General features: G+C 71.1%; 15 protein-coding genes and 2 pseudogenes. 7 read left to right on the forward strand and 10 right to left on the reverse strand.

The genetic code is table 11. The features are described from left to right. Positions 1–437: 437 nt before the first annotated feature. Both ACIQRW_RS01790 and ACIQRW_RS01795 read right to left on the reverse strand, forming a co-directional pair. The gene (locus tag ACIQRW_RS01790; RefSeq protein WP_403752911.1) at positions 438–731 is read right to left on the reverse strand and encodes a hypothetical protein; all 294 of its coding nucleotides are present in this window, start codon (positions 729–731) and stop codon (positions 438–440) included. A 27-nt stretch (positions 732–758) separates the two neighbouring features. Then, the gene (locus ACIQRW_RS01795) at positions 759–2,312 is read right to left on the reverse strand and encodes an FAD-dependent oxidoreductase (protein WP_403752914.1); all 1,554 of its coding nucleotides are present in this window, start codon (positions 2,310–2,312) and stop codon (positions 759–761) included. A gap of 720 nt (positions 2,313–3,032) precedes the next feature. On the opposite strand from ACIQRW_RS01795, the gene ACIQRW_RS01800 reads away from it, so the two are divergent. The 4 genes and pseudogenes from ACIQRW_RS01800 to ACIQRW_RS01815 all read left to right on the forward strand — a co-directional run. Then, positions 3,033–3,461 (forward strand): hypothetical protein, encoded by a 429-nt coding sequence (locus ACIQRW_RS01800; protein ID WP_403752917.1) that lies wholly within the window; start codon positions 3,033–3,035, stop codon positions 3,459–3,461. Between the two features lie 116 nt (positions 3,462–3,577). Beyond that, positions 3,578–4,276 carry a DUF6766 family protein gene (locus ACIQRW_RS01805; RefSeq protein WP_403752920.1) on the forward strand — a complete coding sequence of 233 codons (699 nt, stop codon included), beginning with the start codon at positions 3,578–3,580 and terminating at the stop codon, positions 4,274–4,276. 346 nt (positions 4,277–4,622) lie between these two features. Beyond that, positions 4,623–5,039, forward strand: a complete 417-nt coding sequence (locus tag ACIQRW_RS01810) for a CBS domain-containing protein (protein ID WP_403752923.1) — start codon at positions 4,623–4,625, stop codon at positions 5,037–5,039. Positions 5,040–5,192: 153 nt separating this feature from the next. Next, positions 5,193–5,333: pseudogene (locus ACIQRW_RS01815) on the forward strand (sigma factor-like helix-turn-helix DNA-binding protein); the annotation flags it as partial. 33 nt (positions 5,334–5,366) lie between these two features. Here ACIQRW_RS01815 and ACIQRW_RS01820 read toward each other — a convergent pair. The 4 genes from ACIQRW_RS01820 to ACIQRW_RS01835 form a co-directional block, all read right to left on the reverse strand. Continuing rightward, a complete protein-coding gene (locus ACIQRW_RS01820) occupies positions 5,367–6,632 on the reverse strand; it encodes a cytochrome P450 (protein WP_403752926.1) in 1,266 nt (421 codons plus the stop codon). Between the two features lie 47 nt (positions 6,633–6,679). After that, positions 6,680–7,480 (reverse strand): SDR family oxidoreductase, encoded by an 801-nt coding sequence (locus ACIQRW_RS01825; RefSeq protein WP_403752929.1) that lies wholly within the window; start codon positions 7,478–7,480, stop codon positions 6,680–6,682. Between the two features lie 187 nt (positions 7,481–7,667). Continuing rightward, on the reverse strand, positions 7,668–8,780 hold the full coding sequence (locus ACIQRW_RS01830) for an FUSC family protein (protein WP_403752932.1): 1,113 nt from the start codon (positions 8,778–8,780) through the stop codon (positions 7,668–7,670). A gap of 103 nt (positions 8,781–8,883) precedes the next feature. Further along, positions 8,884–9,678 carry a SigB/SigF/SigG family RNA polymerase sigma factor gene (locus ACIQRW_RS01835; protein WP_403752935.1) on the reverse strand — a complete coding sequence of 265 codons (795 nt, stop codon included), beginning with the start codon at positions 9,676–9,678 and terminating at the stop codon, positions 8,884–8,886. Between the two features lie 431 nt (positions 9,679–10,109). On the opposite strand from ACIQRW_RS01835, the gene ACIQRW_RS01840 reads away from it, so the two are divergent. The 3 genes from ACIQRW_RS01840 (at position 10,110) to ACIQRW_RS01850 (ending at position 13,168) form a co-directional block, all read left to right on the forward strand. Further along, positions 10,110–10,595 (forward strand): hypothetical protein, encoded by a 486-nt coding sequence (locus ACIQRW_RS01840; RefSeq protein ID WP_403752937.1) that lies wholly within the window; start codon positions 10,110–10,112, stop codon positions 10,593–10,595. Between the two features lie 398 nt (positions 10,596–10,993). Continuing rightward, positions 10,994–11,473: an SRPBCC family protein gene (locus ACIQRW_RS01845; protein ID WP_403752940.1), complete on the forward strand. Its 480-nt coding sequence runs from the start codon at positions 10,994–10,996 to the stop codon at positions 11,471–11,473. A gap of 66 nt (positions 11,474–11,539) precedes the next feature. Continuing rightward, positions 11,540–13,168: a phytoene desaturase family protein gene (locus tag ACIQRW_RS01850; protein ID WP_403752943.1), complete on the forward strand. Its 1,629-nt coding sequence runs from the start codon at positions 11,540–11,542 to the stop codon at positions 13,166–13,168. Between the two features lie 66 nt (positions 13,169–13,234). Here the strand turns inward: ACIQRW_RS01850 and ACIQRW_RS01855 are convergent, their stop codons facing one another. From ACIQRW_RS01855 to ACIQRW_RS01870, 4 genes and pseudogenes are all read right to left on the reverse strand, one after another. Continuing rightward, entirely contained in the window at positions 13,235–14,362 is a 1,128-nt protein-coding gene (locus ACIQRW_RS01855) for an amidinotransferase (RefSeq protein ID WP_403752946.1), read from the reverse strand. Positions 14,363–14,591: 229 nt separating this feature from the next. Then, positions 14,592–15,530, reverse strand: coding sequence for an SDR family oxidoreductase (locus ACIQRW_RS01860; RefSeq protein WP_403752949.1), 939 nt, complete (start codon positions 15,528–15,530; stop codon positions 14,592–14,594). A 137-nt stretch (positions 15,531–15,667) separates the two neighbouring features. Then, positions 15,668–16,698 (reverse strand): annotated as a pseudogene (locus tag ACIQRW_RS01865) (molybdopterin-dependent oxidoreductase); the annotation flags it as partial. Between the two features lie 56 nt (positions 16,699–16,754). Next, on the reverse strand, positions 16,755–17,354 hold the full coding sequence (locus tag ACIQRW_RS01870) for a flavodoxin family protein (RefSeq protein WP_403752952.1): 600 nt from the start codon (positions 17,352–17,354) through the stop codon (positions 16,755–16,757). Positions 17,355–17,384: the final 30 nt, after the last annotated feature.

The raw sequence follows: 17,384 nt of genomic DNA on the forward strand, positions 1-17,384 counted from the left end.
ATCTGCCAGAAGTTCCCTGATCGGCAGGCAGCATACGAGTGGAACCCGGGCGCACGGGCCGGGCAACGGGCCCCTTCCGGCAGGCCCCGCCGGCAGGGGGCACCTGTGCGTCAGTCGAGAGTGCGACCCCTCGCTTCCGCGGCGCAGGAGCGCGCCGTCGTCGACGAGGCAGCCACGGGACGAGCCGTCACGCGCGGCCCACCGGCCGTCGTCGCGCCCGGGGGGCCGGAGATCGACGACCCTTCTTCATTCTTGGCTTTCCTCGATGTGTTCGTGCTGGCGTTCACGCTTCGAACCGGATTCAGCGGGCATGGACGTGCCCTTTCTCCGTCCCCTTGCCTCAGAGACATACCTGGCGGACGCCCACCCGCGTTTCCCGTACGAGCCCCATAGGCCGCGCCAGGGAGAAAGGGGCACGCCCGCCGAGCTGTTCGCGTTCACTGGAGTGAAGGCGCCGAGGACGGCCGAGGCTCTCTGCGGCCGCGCAGGAGGGCGAGGACTTTCCCGTCCGTCACCTGGTCGAAGTCGTCGTACCACTCACCCACGGATCGAAGGCCCGGCGGCTGATGCAGGCAGAGGACATCGTCCGCATCACTGCTCAGGCGGTCTCGGCTGCCGGGAGCGCCGACGGGTACGGCGAGAGTCAGTCGGCCCGGAGCCTGACGGCGCACGTGACGCAGGGCGACATGTGCGGTGAGCCCAGTGGCGAGGCCGTCGTCGACCAGGACCACGGTCCTAGCCGGCGCCCCCGACTGGGCTCACTCCGCCTCGCCGGGGACCTCCAGCCTTTCCAGGGGGCGTGTCGCCGGCCCTTGGAGCACGGTGCCGTCGGTGCCGAACCGGGATCCATGACACGGACACTCCCAGGTGGCTTCCGCGTCGTTGAAGGACACCAGGCAGCCGAGGTGGGTGCATCGGGCGGAGACGGCCCGCACCGTGCCGTCCTGTTGCCGGTAAACGGCGCAGCGCCGCCCCTTCACCCGCACGACAGCGCCCGTGCCCGGCGCGATGTCACCCACCGAGTCGACGTGGGTCACCCGCAGCCGGTCGCCGGCGAAGTGCTTGGCCACATCGGCTTGTTGCTTCAGCAGTGCCGCGCCCTCTCGCAGTACACCCGCGATACGTCGCGGATCGTACAGCTCCGCCCAGGTCGGCCGAGCTTCGGACTCGGTGATCAGAGAGGTCAGCAGCCGGCCCGCCAGGACGCCGCCTGTCATTCCCCAGCCACCGAAGCCGGTCGCCACGTAGGTATGACGAGCCCCGATATGGAGGGGACCGATGAGCGGCACCGTATCGCTGGGGTCGTTGTCCTGTGCCGCCCACCGATATGTGGTGGTGCCCACCGGAAAGCGTTCGTGCATCCAGGAGTCGAGACGGCGGAAGCCCTCCCGCGGATCGCCCGTTCCCGGCGTGAAGCTCTCCCCGGTGACGATCAACAGACGACGGCTCTCGTCGAGCGGCGCTGAACGCACCGACCGCTTTCCCTCGTCTTCGGTGATGTGCGTCCCCTTCGGGGCCCGGTTGGTGGCCACCGGCGCGGCGACCACCAACTCCCGCCGGGGCGACAGCCTCGCGAAGAGCATCGCACGGTCGAAGACCGGGTAATGGGTGGCGACCACCACGTCCCGGGCCGCCACCACCCACTGGTCCTCAGTGGTCAGACGACACGGCTGCCCTTCCGAAAGTCCGGTGACCCGGGTCCGTTCGAAGACGAGGCCCCCGAGGCCCAGCAGGTCCTCGGCCAGAGCCAGGAGGTAGGCGCGCGGGTGGAACTGCGCCTGTCCGTCCAGGCGGACCGCGCCGCCGACCGGGAAGGGCAGCTCCGTCTCGGTGACGTACGAGACCTCGAGACCCGCTTCGGCAGCGGCACGGGCTTCAGCCTCGACGGCCGCGCGGGAGGCGGGCCCGGCCGCGTAGGAGTAGGCGCTCACCCGCTCCAGATCACAGGCGATGCCCACCTCGTCGACGATCGCCGCCAGCCGCTCCACCGCGTCCAGTTGCGAGCCGGCGTACAGCCGGGCGGCCTCGGCGCCATGGGCCCGCCGCAGCCGGTCGTACACGAGCGAGTGCAGCGCCGACACCTTGGCCGTGGTGTAGCCGGTGACGCCGGACGCGATGCGGTCCGCCTCCAGCACCGCGACCCTCCGGCCTGCCCGGGCCAGCTCCCACGCCGTGCTCAGACCGGCGATGCCGCCGCCCACCACGGCGACGTCCACGGAGATGTCCTCGGTCAGGCGCGGGTAGGGCGGAGCATCCGTCGTATCCATCCAGTAGGACTCGTCCTGCCCGGAGAAGGGGCGGGGGTCGGTCATGACGTCATCTCCCCAGATCGGTCGCGGCTCCGCGGAGGCGTCTGCGCGGTAGCTCACCATGAGTGGCGCGCGCGACGTGGTGCGCGTCGAGTGGCCCTGCTGTCGCCGGGTACCACCGTCGTCAGCGGCCAAACGCGGTAGCGGGGCCGGACGCGGTCGGGGAAGTCGCGTGTGTCCTCCTCGATCAGGGCAGCGACATGTTTGACCGGAAGCCACTCGGGGACTCGGGTGGCACACCGATCTACGCGGAGAGAGCGATCGCGATGTCGAACCCGCAGCAACCGGAACAGCGGCGCAGCGACAAGGGTGGGGCAACGCCGCAGGACAGCTCCGAAAGGAAGGCGCGAGAGCCTGGAACGCCCCGCGGTGGCGGAGCGCACGCGCACGGAACGGACAAGGGCGGCAAGGGCGGAGGCCCCGGTGGCGGGGTCCCGCCCGAGGAGCGGCCGGATCACCCGTGAGCGACGCCAACACGCACGGCGGGACGGCGCTGCTCGAGCAGCGCCGTCCCGCGTGTTCCCCGAGGAGTTGACGGCGGCCTCCTGATGACCCGCCGCCCGCAGTGCCCGTCGACGGCCCCCGGCCCCGAGCCGGGGGCCGTCGGCCGCGCTGCTGCCAGGAGTCGGCCCGGGATTCCGCGCCGAGGCGTGTCGGGAGGGTGGCGGGCGGCCTCACACACCCATGATGTCCCCGGAGGGCCGGTCGGTGGACGGAGACACGATGGCGTATCAATGCTCCCCGGGAGCATTTCCGGCTCCGCTACTGGCTCCACTGCTCGCGGCGACGCTCCTGCTGACGGGGTGCGGCGGGGCGGGCGCCCGCACGGCCGAGGTGCGGGACGCGTCCGTGGCCTTCCGAGAAGGGCTGCGCACCAAGGATGCGGCGGCGACGTGCGCGTTGCTGGCCCCCGCGACCCGCGACACGCTCGAATCCGCCGAAGGAAAGCCGTGCGTCACGGTCATCGCGGGCGAAGAGCTGCCGGTGGCCGGCCCGGTCCGCGGCGTTGATGTGTACGGGAACCAGGGCCGTACCGTTTTCGACGGTGACACGCTGTTCCTGTCACGCTTCCCCGACGGGTGGAAGGTCGTGGCCGCCGGCTGTACGCCGGACCCGGGGCGGCCGTACACCTGTGTCGTCGAAGGCGGGTGACCGTGACGAAAGCGCTGTTCGTGCTCTGTCTCACCGTCGTCGTCTGCGGGCTCGCCTATTTCACCGCGCTAGGTCTGATGCACAGGTGAGGGGAGTGCCGCCTCGGCGACGAGGACATGCAACAGGGAAGGCCGCGTCCGGTGCGTAGATTCCTGCGGGACAACTCGCTCACTCTGGCTTTCGCCGCGGCCTTCCTGCTGACCCTCGCCGGACAGGCCCTCGTGGGCCACACCGAGTTCAACAACGGGCTGCTCGTCGACTCCCTGGCACCGGTATCCCTGACCGCTTACCTGATGTCGTCCGACTTCGCCGTCGATGTGACCGAGAACTGGCAGTCGGAATACCTGCAGTTCTTCCTCTACATCTTCGGCACCGTCTGGCTGCTCCAGCGCGGCTCCCCCGAGTCGAAGGAGATGGACAGGGCGGGACCGGAGGACGACGAGACGCAGCGGGTCGGAGCCCACGCCCGTGACGACTCCCCCCGCTGGGCGGCGGCCGAGGGGATCCGCCAGAAACTGTTCTCGCGCTCTTTGGGCCTGGTCATGGCAGCGCTTTTCCTCCTGTCGTGGCTGGCTCAGTCCGTCGCGGGCACGGCGGCCTACAACGAACAGCGGCTTCGGAACCTTCAGCCGCCCGTCGACTGGAGCGGATACATTCTGTCGGCCGACTTCTGGAGCCGAACGCTCCAGAACTGGCAGTCCGAACTTCTCGCGGTGGCCTCCATGGCCATCCTGTCGGTCTACCTGCGCCAGCGTGGTTCCCCGGAATCCAAGCCGGTCGGCGCGCCGCACCGCGCCACCGGCGTCGAGGGCTGAAAAGCCGTTGTCGGTGGGAGCTTCCCGTGGAAGCGGGCGCCGCGGTGGTCACAGGAGCAGGGCGTAGACAAGGAAGAACGCAGCCACCATCACAGTGACCGTGATGATGGCGATCAGCGGCGAGCGTGCTTCGTTCCGGGCCGCAGGGCCGCAGGGCCGCAGGGCCGCAGGGCCATAGGGCCATAGGGCCACAGGGCCGCCGAGCCGTCGACGCGGCGGCACCCGCCCGTAACGCTCCGCGTGTCGCATACGCCCGGACGGAGGAACCGGGCGTTAGGAACCTCTCCAGTGGGGAACCCGCCGCGCCACGGGCGATCCGCACGATCCCAGGAAGGGAACGAGAACCATGACTACCGCACGCGAGATCATGACCAGCGGCACGGAGTGCGTCGGGGAGAAGGAGAACATCCTGGACGCCGCGAAGAAGATGAAGGACCTCGGCGTCGGCGCAATCCCGATCTGCGGCACCGACAACAAGCTAAAGGGCGTCCTGACCGACCGCGACATCGTGATCAAGGTGCTCGGCGCGGGCAAGGACCCGGCGGACTGCACGGCCGGCGAGCTGGCCCAGGGGGAGGCGGTGACCATCGGCGCCGACGACCCCGCCGAGGAGATACTGCGCACGATGACCTCGCACAAGGTCCGCAGGCTGCCGGTCATCGACGGCCACACCCTGGTCGGCATGGTAGCCACCGCGGACGTCGCCCGCGCCCTGCCCGACCCCCAGGTGGGAGACCTCATCGAGGCGCTTTCCACCGACTGAAGCCACTGCCCCCGAATTCCTACGGGCCGTCTGTTCCTCGCATCCGCCGCAGGCCGGGAGCAGGCGGGCCCTGCGCGTCCTGCCGCCGGAGCACACGTCCACCTCGCAGGGCGACCGGACCGTGGGGCCGGCGCCGAGACCGTCACTTACCCGATCGCCCGCATGCGCTTCGGCCAGGAAATGACCCAGGCTCAGACAGGTGAGCGTCTGTCGCTTTCCCAACTGCATGTCTCGCGGCTCCTCAACCGCCTCCTGGCCACCAAGCTCCGCAAGGGCATGCTCGCGCAGAGCTGATACAGCCGTACGGAGGGGGTCACGCCGTGCGGGTCAGGTGCGGCTCGCCCTTTCCGTAAGGACTTCGGCGGATGGTGCCGCGACATCGCTGATGACGAACCCGCTGCGGGGAGCCGTCGGGATCCTTCGCAGCGGAATCCGAAGCTCCTGCTCGGTGACGACGTACGGCAGCCGCGCCAGGAAACGGGCGACCGTCGCGAGGACGGCGACGGTCACGTCCTCGCCCGGGCAACGGTGGCCGTCCACCGGGCCACCGCCCTGGGGGACCAACGCGTCGGCCGGGGCAGGGCCCGCCAGGAAACGCGACGGGTCGAAGCGGTAGGGCTCGGGCCACAGATCCGGGTCGTGATCCAGGCCGTACAGGTCCAGCAGCACCATCGTGCCGGGGGTGATCGTCCGTCCGGCCCACTCCAGCCGCTCGGCGGCCAGGCCTCCCACGAAGGGGGCGAACGGGTAGAACCGGCGCACCTCCTCGGCGAACGCCCACGCGAACTCGGGGCCGTCCTCGCCTGCCAGGGGCTCCCGGTGTTCGGGGTGACGGTGCAGCGCATGCGCGGCGAACACGGCGAACCAGGTGATGGCCACCGTCGGCCGCAGCACATTGAGCAATTCGACCGCGGCGGTGCGCGACGTGAGCGGCGACCCGTCCGCGTTCCGGTGTGCCGCGATCGTCCGGAACACCGTGGGGCCGGGTCCGCCGCCAGGACCGGCGTCAGCACGAGCGGCCTCCACCAGGGATGCCAGCCGTTCCTCCTGGCGCCCGCGGGCCCGTCGTGCCGCGAGATGGCGGGGGCCGACGGCGGCGAAGCCGTCGACCATGGCGATCAGGTCGCGCGACGTGCGCGTCAGCGCGTCCTCGTCCAGGGGGACACCGGCCCAGGTGTGCACGGCGCGGGTGAGCACCTTCGCCAACTCGTCGAAGAGCACGACGCGGTCCTTCCGCGACCATTCCGCCCGTGCCCGTTCCAGCTCCCCGCCCACCTGTTCCGATAGGTTCCGCACCGCCGCCGGGTCCTTGAGCAGGCCGGTGAACAGCGCCTTGCGCACCCGGTGGCGCTCGCCGTCCAGCGTGTGGACCGCGCCCCGGCCGAAAAGCGTGTCGATCACCGGTTGCGGCAGCGCGTCGTGGCGGCGGATGTGCTTCTCGTCGTAGAAGAACCGCACCGCCGCCGGGCCGTGCAGGGCAATGGCCTTCTTGCCCAGGAGGCGTGTCCGTACAGGGGCTCCGCCGCTGCGGCGCCTGCGGTCGGGAAGCCAGGCGTAACCCTGGAGAAGGAGCGGGAGAGTGCTGTCGACCATGGTTCCTCCGTGGTGCGCGCGGGCGGGAGCTGGTGGGAGCGGACGCGTCAGGGGCGGCGCCAGTCGTCGGAGCGCAGGTGGGATCCTGCCTGAGGCCCCATGCGCAGCATTCCGCCGTCCACCGCCCAGGAGGCTCCGGTGGTGTAGGACGACTCAGGTCCAGCGAGGAAGGCGACCACGGCGGCGACCTCCCGGGCGTCGCCGGGACGCCCCAGCGGGATCCCCGGCCGGTCCACGCCCTCCACCTCGGTGTCCTCCTGGCCTGTCATCGGTGTCGCGATCTCCCCGGGGGCCACCGCGTTCACCGTGATGCCGTACTCGGCGAGCTCCAGGGCCATCACCTGCGTCAAAAGGCCGAGCCCACCCTTCGCGGCACAGTAGGGGGCGGCGCCGACCCGAGGCTGGTGCTCGTGCACCGAGGTGATGTTCACGATGCGCCCGCCGTCCCCCTGGGCGATCATGCGGCGGGCCGCACGTTGCGAGCACAGGAAGGGGCCGATGAGGTCCACGTCGATCACCTGCCGCACCGTCGCGTGGTCCAGGTCGAGGAACCGGGTGGATGTTCCGGTGCCCGCGCAGTTGACCAGTACGTCGATCCGGCCCAGCTCGTCCGCCAGGGCATCCACCACATCGGCGGCGACCGGCGGCTCGGTGAGATCCAGCCGCGCGATCGCGGCACGCCGGCCGGCGGCGCGGACTTCGGCGGCGGTGTCCTCGCCGCCCCGACGATCGCGGTGGTAGGTGATGCCCACGTCCATCCCCTGCCGCGCGAGCCGGACGGCGACCGCTCTGCCGATGCCGGAGTCCGCCCCGGTCACCAGGGCGACCGGGACACTGTCGTCGGTCATGTCTCCTCCATGGGCGGTGTCGGGGAGGGGCGGGGCCCGCTCCCGCTCCGGGCGTCGGGCGGGTACCACCGTCGCCCGGAGCCAAACGTGAGGACCGCCCGGTCAAGCCAGCCGGTGACGAGGACACGCCCCGTTCCGCCGCGGGGCCGGAGCAGGTCGTCCAACCGTGTGCCGCGGGGCGACGGCATCAGAAGGGTCCCTCTCCTCGTCGTGCACGGGCGGGTAGAACGTCCGCGTCCGCTCCGTCGGGTGCGAGGTCGTCGAGCAGCGCCTGGCAGCCGGCCGTCAGGCTGCCGAGCGCGGCCCCGACCTCGGGGCTCTGACCGTGCAGGTGTTCCTTCAGGTCTGCTAGGGCTCGGTGGGCAGCTGCCAGAGCGTCGTTCCTCCGGCCGCACCGCTCCTCGTCCGCGCCGTGCGCCATGATGGGTTCGTCGGCAGAGCAGACCTCCGCCGCGGCCGACAGGAGCCGGCCGACATCGGCCAGGGCGCGGCGCGGCGGCAGGGGCAGGCCACGCTGCTCGGAGGCGGCCTCCCACAGCGTCAGGGTGAGGGCGAGCAGCCGATTCGTGACCCGGGCCCAGACGATGTCCCACGCCGTGGGTGGAGCGGGCGTCCGGCGGCGCAGGCGGTGGCCGGGGTTGAGCCGGAAGCTCTCGGAGTCCCACCCCCGGGCCACGTGGAGCTCGGACAGCGCGGCCAGCAGGTCGTGCGCGCTCCGGTGCCAAGACTCCGCCCGCTGGGCGTCGTAGTCCCGCATGCCGTCGCCCATGTCGTGCAGCAGCTCGGCGCAGTCGCGCGGCAGCGCACACGCCAGCCTGCTGACGTGGAGCGAGTGCACGGGCGGCAGGATCACGGCGTTCACCGCGATGCCCACGGCGGCTCCCACGGCTGTCTCCAGCAGCCGGTGCCCGACGGCCGGCAACGAGTACGAACCGTAGGCCAGCACGAAGAGGGCGGTGGTCGGCGCGTACAGGCCCTGGCCGCCGACGGGCGCCAAGTTGCCGAGCAACACGGTGAGGGGGAGGGCGATGACCATGGCGGCCATCGTGTTTCCCGTGAGGGCGGCGGCGCCGGCGGCGAGCAGGGTTCCGGCCGTGATCATCAGGAGGAGCTGGGTCGCGGTGCGCACGGACCGGTAGACGGTCCCCAGCACCAGTGCCACAGCCGCCCAGGGAGCCATCAGCGCCATCGGCGCCGTCAGCCACCAGCCGGTCAGCGCCCAGGCGATGATGGCCGCGGCGGCCGCCTTCAGGGACTGCGTCACCTGGTACGTGTCGGGCCGGTGCAGGCGCGGTGTCACGCGGGCGAGCGTCGTCCTCATGGCCTGCTTACCAGCGCGGTGGGCTTGAGGGGGACAACCGGCCGCCGGTCGCCCGGCCGGCGTGCAAGCAGCGTGGGGGCGGTCATGCCGCTCCCTGGAGGGCGTCGTCGCGCAGCCGCTCGCAGGACTGGCTGAGCAGGCGTGAGACGTGCATCTGGGAGATGCCGAGGCGTGCGGCGATGGTCACCTGCGTCATGTCGCGGAAGAAGCGGAGGTAGAGGATCGCGCGCTCCCGCTCCGGCAGCTTGCGCAGGCCCGGCTTCACGGCTTCCCGGTCGACGGCGACGTCCAGGGCCCGATCGGTGGACCCCAGTCGTTCGGACAGCGGGCTGCCGCCTTCCACGCCTGCCGGTTCGGCGTCCAGGGAGAGGGCGCTGTAGCTCTTCAGCGCCTCCATGCCCAGCAGCACGTCCTCCTCACTGAGCCCGGTGGCGGAGGCGATCTGGGCGCTGGTCGGCGCGCGCCCACCCGCGGTCTGGCTCAGATCACGCCGGACCGTCCTGACCCGGTTGCGCAGATCCTGGACGCGGCGCGGTACGTGGACATCCCAGGTGTGATCGCGGAAGTGCCGCTTCAGCTCGCCCGTGATGGTCGGAACCGCGTACGTCTCGAACGCCTTGCCGCGGAGCGGGTCGTAGCGGTCCACCGCCTTGACGAGGCCCATGGCGGCCACTTGCCGAAGGTCGCCCATCGCCTCCCCCCGGTCGCGGAACCGTGACGCTGTCCGGTGAGCCATCGGCAGCCACGCCCAGACCAGATCACCGCGCAGCTTGTCCCGCTTCCGGCCCGGAGGCAGCGCACTCAGCCTCTGGAGAGCCTCGTGCGCGGCCGAGTCGTCCCCGTCCGTGCGTCGTCCGTGGCCGGATGCAGCCTGCATACGAGTTCACTCCTCGACGAGGGTTACGTTGAGTCGCCGTAGGAGCGCGCGGAGTCGGACCGATGCCGCCCGGAACTCCCATGGGCGCGCCTCATGCCCGAAGCGCATTTCTCGCATAACCTTATGAATGCTGGCTAAACGTGCGCAACTCGGGATAGTGGCAGAAACTTGCCGCCCCGTCTGGCCGCGTGCCGCCGACGGGGCCGGTGCGAGGTTCGAGCCGCGGGCAGCACCCCTGAATCCCGTGCTCCGCGACCGGATCCCACGGCCCATCGCTCGGCCGCCAAGCCGAGTTCCCTTTCGCAGGGACCTCAAACGGGATCAACATCGCATCCGAACACGCATCGGCGTGCGACTCAGCGCGTGTGCAGCCGAGGCTGACCGGGGTACTCGACCGCGTCGAGCCCACCCCGACAGACCGGGAGGAAACCATGGATCTCGCGCCCCTGACACCCCTGTACGAGCGCCCGGGCCCATGGGCCACGGCCTACCTCGACACCTCGGTCGCCGACGAGGCCACGCACAGCCGCCGCGAGCTCAAAGTGAGCGTCGAGAACACGTGGGAGGAGAACGCCCGTACCGTGGCGGCGGCAGTCGAGGACGCCGCCGGCACGACCGGCGCCCGCCTGGTCGTGTTGGTCGGCGACGCGCGGGAACGGCATTCCGTCCGCGCAGCCCTGCCCGGCCATCTCCCGGCGCTCGTCGTCGAGACGGAGCACGGGGGGCGAGCGGCCGGGTCGGACACCGCACGCCTCGACGAGAGGATCGCGCAAGAGCGTCGCGCGTACTCCCGTCGGCACGCGGCGGACACGCTGGAGCGGTTCACTGCGGCCAAGGCCCGCGACGGCGGCCGGACCGACGCGGCCGACGGCGTCCCGGCGCTGGTCGACGCGGCACGTGAGCATCGGATCGACTGACGACCGCGCCCGAGGAGGCCCTGGAAGCGGACAACCGGAAGGGTGCCGAACCGGTGCCGACGGAACCGGTCGGGGGCCTGGGCGCGCTGCTGCGCCGGCCGACGGACGGCGAACATCCGCTGGCGGAACCGGGAACCTGACGCGCCGCCGAGCAACCTGGGCGGCAGAGGAGAGGAGGCGCGCCCCGTCTCCGGGCCGGCCGTACTCGGGACATCGCCTCGGATCTCGTGGCCGCGCGAGAGCAACTGCGCCGCCTCGACCGGAGAAGGCACCCCGCCGCACAGGAGACCTCCTCGCCGGTCCGCGAGGTCCGGGTTTGTTCTCCCGTATCGGTGGTACCCAGTAGCGGCAAGACGTCCGGCGTTCGGGACGCTTCGACCGACGAACCGAGGAAAAACATGGCCGCCCGGCACCATCTCATCGACCGTCCCCCGTCCGCCGTGTGGGCGGTGCTGGAGGACGAAGGTCTGTACGGCATCTGGGTGGTGGGGACCTCCGGGTCCCGCAGGGAGCAGGGCGACTGGCCCGAGCTGGGTTCCTCGATCACCTACAGCGTGCGGCTGGGGCCCAAGGAGTTCACCGGGCGCACGGTGGTGCGGCGCGTCGAAAGGCCCCGGACGCTGGAGCTGGAGGCCGAAGCCGGGCCGCTCGGTTCGGCGCGCATCGCCCTGGACATCCGGCCGTGGGGCGACAAGACGCTCGTGACCGTCGACGAACACCCGCTGCGCGGCATCGGCGGCACGCTCCACAACGTCCTGCTGGACTCGCTGATCCAGATTCGCCACCGCACCATGCTGGCCCGCCTCGCCCGGCTGACCGAGCGCACAACGCCGAGGGCGACGGGCGGACGTATCGTCGCACCGGCCGACCGCCCATGAGTTCCCGCTGTACGCGAACCGCTCTGTGAAGGGGTTCGCGCCGTCGAAACGGAGGGTGACGCTCCTATGGTCGACGCAGTAGTGGTCGGCAGCGGCCCGAATGGCCTGGTCGCGGCCAATCTGCTCGCCGACGCCGGCTGGTCGGTGGAAGTGCTGGAGGCGCAGGACGAGCCGGGCGGCGCGGTCCGCAGCGACCGCGGTGTCCACCCCGAATACGTCAGCGACCTGTTCAGCTCCTTCTACCCCCTGGCCGCGGCCTCTCCGGTACTGGCCAGGCTGGACCTGCACCGGGAGGGGCTTCGCTGGAGCCACGCGCCCCAGGTGCTCGCGCACCCGCTGCTCGACGGCACCTGCGCGGTGCTGGACCGGGACCGATCGGCGACCGCCGCCGGCCTGGACCGTTTCGCACCCGGCGACGGCGAGGGCTGGCTCGACCTCTGCCGGATCTGGGACCGGCTGGGCGAGGACATCGTCGACGCCCTCTTCTCACCCTTCCCTCCCGTCCGGGCCGGGACCGTGCTCGCTGCGCGGCTCCGGGCGGCGGGCGGGCTGCGGCTGGCCCGAAGCCTCGTCCTCCCGGTCCGCAGGCTCGGCGAGGAGGAGTTCGCGGGGGAGGGCGGGCGGCTGCTGCTGGCGGGCAACGCCCTCCACGCCGATCTGGCGCCGGAGGCGGCGGGCAGCGGCGGCTTCGGCTGGCTGATGTCGATGCTGGGGCAGTTCCATGGTTTCCCGGTCCCGGTCGGCGGCGCGGGGGCTCTCACCGCGGCGCTGGTGAGCCGGTTGCAGCGGCTCGGGGGAAGCGTGCGGTGCGGACAGCGGGTCACCGAGGTCGTCGTGCGGCGGGGGCGCGCCGTCGGTGTCCGTACGGAGACCGGAGAGGCGGTCCCCGCCCGCAGGGCCGTGCTGGCCGACGTGTCCGCCCCGAGCCTCTACGGGGCGCTGGTCGCCGCGGAGCACCTGCCCGGCCGGCTTCTGGACGACATGCGACGGTTCGAGTGGGACTTCGCCACGTTCAAGGTGGACTGGGCGCTGAACGGCCCTGTTCCGTGGAGCAGCGCGGCTGCCGCCTCGGCGGGGACCGTCCACCTGGCCGACGGGGTCGACGAGCTCACCAGATGCGCGTCCCAGATCGCCCGCGGCCTGATCCCGGACCGCCCGTTCCTCCTGGTGGGGCAGATGACCACCGCCGACGCGACCCGGTCGCCGCTGGACACCGAATCAGCATGGGCCTACACCCACGTGCCCCACACGGTGAAGGCGGACGCCGGCGCGGACGGGCTTACCGGCGGGTGGGACGCCGACGAGCGGGAGCGGATGGCGGACCGGATGGAGGACCAGGTGGAGCGCTACGCTCCCGGCTTCCGCAGCCGGATCCGGGCCCGGCGGATCCTGTCCCCGGTGTCGCTGGAGGACGCGGACGCCAATCTGCGCAATGGCGCCATCAACGGAGGTACGGCCTCGATGCACCAGCAGTTGGTGTTCCGGCCGGTGCCGGGGACGGGCCGCCCCGAAACGCCCGTGAAGGCGCTGTACCTCGCGTCCGCGTCCGCACATCCGGGCGGCGGGGTGCACGGCGCCCCGGGCGCCAACGCCGCACGCGCCGCCCTCCGCTCCGGCTGGGGCACCACGACCGTGCTCTCCGCCGCTCAACGACTGCTGGCCCGCCGGAGCCGGACCGGTGAGGAAGAGGCCTAAGGGGCTGTCCCGCCGAAACTTGACGAAGAGGCCCAAGGGTGTCCCGCCGAGAATTGCGGGACAGCCCTACCGGTCGAAGTAGGACTCCAGGCTGCCACGACGACGGATGTCGAGTGTCGCGCAGTGGAAGGATCCGCCGAAGGGCGCGTAGTGCAGCAGGTCGCACGGGATGGGTTCGAATCCCCAACTCTCCAGGGCGCGCAGCATGGTGGTGTGATGCCGTTCCGCGATGACGCGCTTCTCGTCGATCATGAGGATGTTCATGCTGAGCCACTTTCCGCACAGGGAAGTGAGCCGCAGCAGGGGATCGCGAATCGGATCGGGTTGGGGCGCGATGAGAATGTCCCAGGAACTCAGGACATCGGGCAGGCGATCGACGTCGACGTACTCGGGGTTGATCAGCGCCTTGCCGGGGGCGAGTACCAAAAAGGTGGTGTCGATGTGCATGGGGGTGCGGCATCGGCTCTCGATCTCGTGGACCCGGTAGTCCGGGCCCAGGTGGCGTCGCACCCATTCGATGCCCATGCGATTGGTGACGTTGCTCCGGGTGACGAAGAGATCCCGGCCCGCACGGACGAAATCCGCCGCGTCGAACACGGGCTCGAACTCGGTCAGGAGGTAACGCATGGGTTCGCCCGGCCCGGGAGGCCGGTAGTCGGGGTCGTAGAGCGCATCGGTGAGCTGCGGTTTCGGCGCGGCGGTCCAGCGGGCGCCCCTGCGGAAGTAGTCCTTGAGCAGTGCACGGTAGGAGTGGGTCTCGAAGTATCTGCACGGCCAGGCCATCGGGGTTTCGATGATCTCGTCCCCGATCACCAGCAGGCTGTCCCGGGGGCAGGTGTTGCAGAAGCCGCGCGATGACCAGTCCGGCGTGGAGAACCGCCGCCGGTGGTCGACCGCGTCGGGGCGGGTGACCGTGATGCCGAGGGACTGGAGAAGCTTGATGAACTGGTCGAGTTCCCGCTGAGCCGGCCCGATCAGGGCCTGGGGATATCTGAATCCGGCGGTGAGCCGCTGGAACCGTGCGGCCAACGGCGGGACGTTGCAGGAGACGACGGAATGCCGTGAGGGGGTGGTGGCCCCGTCGAGACGGCCGACGACGACCTCCTCGAGAGGATCCCATTCATTGTGCGAGGCGACGGGGGAACGAAGAGTCTCCCCAGCGCCGCCGGTCGGCGCTTTCGACGCGTCATTCATGCGCGGCCCCTGACGTCGACAGGAGGTTCAACGGGCAGGAGTTCCTTCTTCTCCCCATCGCGCTCACCACGCTCCTCCGCGTCATGCCGTCGGCACGGCTTCCGGGCCGACTGACAGATGGCCCGGTACGCGAGTATCCCGCCAGGCCTGTTCGTAACGTCCCCGTCCTACCCAAGGCTCTCCAGCGCTCTCCAGTTCGGACCGCGGTCGTGGACAGAGGCTGCTCGTCCTACGGGTCGGACGGGGGAGCGGAGCGGGAGGACCGGTAGGAGTCCCAGTCGGCGTGCCCTCCGACGCCCAGGACCTCGCCGCGGGAAGATCGCGCCCCGCCGGGGTGGGTCCGCAGTTCGCGACGGGTGGTCCGGGCGACGAGGGTCGGGAACAGGGGCCGGAGGGGCTGGCACCAGCGGAGCCAGGGCGGGGCGTAGATGTGACGGCTGCGGCGGGCGACGCCTTGGGTGAGCCACTGGGCGACCTGGGCGACGCTGTGGACGCGGCGGGCGGGGCGGGGTTGATTGCGGCGCAGTGCTGCGAGGACGGGGTCGTCGTCGATGCCGGTCAGCATGTCTGTGCCGGTCCAGTGCAGGTAGGCGATACCGACCTGGACGCCGTCCGGTTCGACCTCGCCGCGCAGGGAGAGCGCGAACGACTCCGCTCCCGCTTTGGAGGCGCAGTAGGCGCTCATCATGGGTGCGGCACCGAACGCGGCGGTGGAGGCGATCTGGAGGAAGTATCCGCGGGTGGTGGTGAGCTGGGGCAGGAAGGCGCGGGCGGTGTTGGCGGAGCCGGTGAGGTTGACGTCGATGACGCGTTGCCAGAGGTCGGCGGCGGTACGGTCGAACGGGCCGCTCACCGCGATGCCGGCGTTGGCCACGACCACGCTCGCGGGCCCGAGTTCCCTCTCCACGCGGCGTGCCGCGTCCGCCAGCGCCGTGCGGTCGGTGACGTCGCACTCGACGCAGATGCTCCGGCCGGGGAGGGACTCGGCGGCCTTCAGCAGGGTCGCCCTTTCCCGGCCGAGCAGGGCGACCTGCATGCCGGCGCCGGAGAGGCTGCGGGCGAGCGCCTTGCCGACACCGCGAGCGGCGCCAGTGACGACCGCGACCCGCCCGTGCAGAGGACGGGCGGGTGTACTCCGGGCCCGGCGCCCGCCTGGGCTGTCGTCCATCGATTCTCCTCGCTTCCTGACCGCGCTGCCGCAGACCGCGCTCCCGCACCACCGTCAGGCCAGGAGCCGGCCGCCGCAACCGGGCCGGCAGCTGGGGCCGGGGCCGGGGCCGGATACGGAGCCGGGCTCGGGGAAGCGCGGCGCGCCCGCATGGCGTGCGTGGGCGGTGCGTGGTGCGCAATGGTCCCGGGATCGACGTTCCACACCCTCGCCAGATCGGCCACGTGCTCGCCGTTCTGCCAGTTCCGGAAGCCCGGGAGGTCGCCGTCGCCCACTCGGGGGTGCATGGCTCGACCTCCTTCGACAACTCCGCGAAGCCGACCGTGTGCGCCTCGATACAGCCGGGGTCGACGTGGTCGGTACGGATGATCTCGTGCAAGAAGGCGTTGAGCAGAGCCACGTTCGTCCCGCCGCGCGGAGCGAGATGGACGGCCGCGCGTCGTGCGACGGCTGTCGGGCGTGGATCGATACAGATCAGCCGCGGAGGGTCGGTGCCATCGAGCCGGTCGAGGATGCGCATCCACTGCACGGGTTGCGTCTCCGCGAGGTTGTGACCGTACAACGCGATGACATCGGCGTGGTCGATGTCGTCGTAACTTGCGGGCCGGCCGTCGCAACCGAAGGACTCCTTGAGGGCTTCGGCCGCCGTTGAGGTGCACAGGCGGGTGTTGCCGTCCAGATGGTTGGTGCTGACGCCGGCCCGGGCCGGAACTGTAGTACTCCTCCAGGAGCAGCTGGCCGGACGTGTAGAAGCCGATCGAGCCGGGACCGCGCTCTTCGAGGAGCCCGCGCGAGCGCGAGACGATCACCTCCATCGCGGTGTCCCAGTCCCGCGCTCGGTCAAGCGCCCGGCCCGGCGCACAAGCGGCCTGGTCAGCCGGGAGCGCGAGGCGTTGGCCTGCCGGCCGAACAGATCCTTGGGCCCGAGCCGACCGCGGTTGACCCGGTCCGAGGCCCTGCCCCGTACGCCGACCATCGAACCGTTCCTGACGGCGACGTCCATGGCGTCACCGTCGGAGTGCAAGATCGAAGCGGTCTGCACCCACCGCTCGACGTCCGAGGATCTCACCCCCTCGGCCAGGAACGTGTCGACCCTCGTCGGCCAGGTCTCGTGCCGCCCGTACGGCGTGCGAGTTCCCCACGGCTCAGCGATCCGGTCCACCGGCATGTGCACCACCGTCCTCTTGACGTTCCTGACGACCTCGCCCTCGCCGCAAGCGCGGATCAGGCTGCCGGATAGGGGCTGCCGGTGAGCCGGCGGGCCAGGTGGACCGCGTTCGCCGCGAGGGCCTTGGTGGTGGAGGCGACGGCTTCGGGGGTCTCGTCCAGGTCCTGGTAGTCGGTGCCATGCATGGCTTCGCCCACCCAGTACGTGACGGCCCCGGGGGCGAGCGAGAAGCCGACGTCGTTGAGTCCCTGGAACACGTCGGCGCTCACCTTGTGCGCGCCGTCCTCATTGCCGACGACTGCCACGGCGGCGACCTTGCCGTACGTGTGCGGGCGGCCCTGGTCGTCTGTCTCGGAGGACTCGGCGTTGAGGCGCTCCAGGACCCGCTGGCAGACGCTGGAGGGGTGTCCGAGCCAGATGGGGGTGGCGATGAGGAGGATGTCGGCGGCCAGGACTTTCTCCCGCAGCGCCGGCCAGGCGTCGCCGTCGCCCAGGTCCACCCCGATCCCCGGGCGGACGTCGTGGTCGGCGACCCGGACGACCTCTCCCTGGACGTCATGGCGTGCGAACTGGGCCATGACCTGCTCGGCGAGGTACTGGCTGCTGGATGGGGCGGGTGAGGCGTTCAGGGTGCAGACGAGGGCGAGAGCACGCATGGCGGGGCTTCTCCTTGATCTGAAGGGGCG

The organism is Streptomyces sp. NPDC091287, assembly GCF_044768525.1.
GTDB lineage: Bacteria > Actinomycetota > Actinomycetes > Streptomycetales > Streptomycetaceae > Streptomyces.

What these genes read in the sequence shown, in the direction of transcription:
- ACIQRW_RS01870 (WP_403752952.1), bottom strand. Translation starts at nt 17,354, where the DNA reads ATGCGTGCTCTCGCCCTCGTCTGCACCCTGAACGCCTCACCCGCCCCA.
- ACIQRW_RS01860 (WP_403752949.1), bottom strand. Translation starts at nt 15,530, where the DNA reads ATGGACGACAGCCCAGGCGGGCGCCGGGCCCGGAGTACACCCGCCCGT.
- ACIQRW_RS01835 (WP_403752935.1), bottom strand. Translation starts at nt 9,678, where the DNA reads ATGCAGGCTGCATCCGGCCACGGACGACGCACGGACGGGGACGACTCG.
- ACIQRW_RS01805 (WP_403752920.1), top strand. Translation starts at nt 3,578, where the DNA reads ATGCAACAGGGAAGGCCGCGTCCGGTGCGTAGATTCCTGCGGGACAAC.
- ACIQRW_RS01845 (WP_403752940.1), top strand. Translation starts at nt 10,994, where the DNA reads ATGGCCGCCCGGCACCATCTCATCGACCGTCCCCCGTCCGCCGTGTGG.
- ACIQRW_RS01840 (WP_403752937.1), top strand. Translation starts at nt 10,110, where the DNA reads ATGGATCTCGCGCCCCTGACACCCCTGTACGAGCGCCCGGGCCCATGG.
- ACIQRW_RS01795 (WP_403752914.1), bottom strand. Translation starts at nt 2,312, where the DNA reads ATGACCGACCCCCGCCCCTTCTCCGGGCAGGACGAGTCCTACTGGATG.
- ACIQRW_RS01800 (WP_403752917.1), top strand. Translation starts at nt 3,033, where the DNA reads ATGGCGTATCAATGCTCCCCGGGAGCATTTCCGGCTCCGCTACTGGCT.
- ACIQRW_RS01855 (WP_403752946.1), bottom strand. Translation starts at nt 14,362, where the DNA reads ATGAATGACGCGTCGAAAGCGCCGACCGGCGGCGCTGGGGAGACTCTT.
- ACIQRW_RS01850 (WP_403752943.1), top strand. Translation starts at nt 11,540, where the DNA reads ATGGTCGACGCAGTAGTGGTCGGCAGCGGCCCGAATGGCCTGGTCGCG.
- ACIQRW_RS01825 (WP_403752929.1), bottom strand. Translation starts at nt 7,480, where the DNA reads ATGACCGACGACAGTGTCCCGGTCGCCCTGGTGACCGGGGCGGACTCC.
- ACIQRW_RS01810 (WP_403752923.1), top strand. Translation starts at nt 4,623, where the DNA reads ATGACTACCGCACGCGAGATCATGACCAGCGGCACGGAGTGCGTCGGG.
- ACIQRW_RS01820 (WP_403752926.1), bottom strand. Translation starts at nt 6,632, where the DNA reads ATGGTCGACAGCACTCTCCCGCTCCTTCTCCAGGGTTACGCCTGGCTT.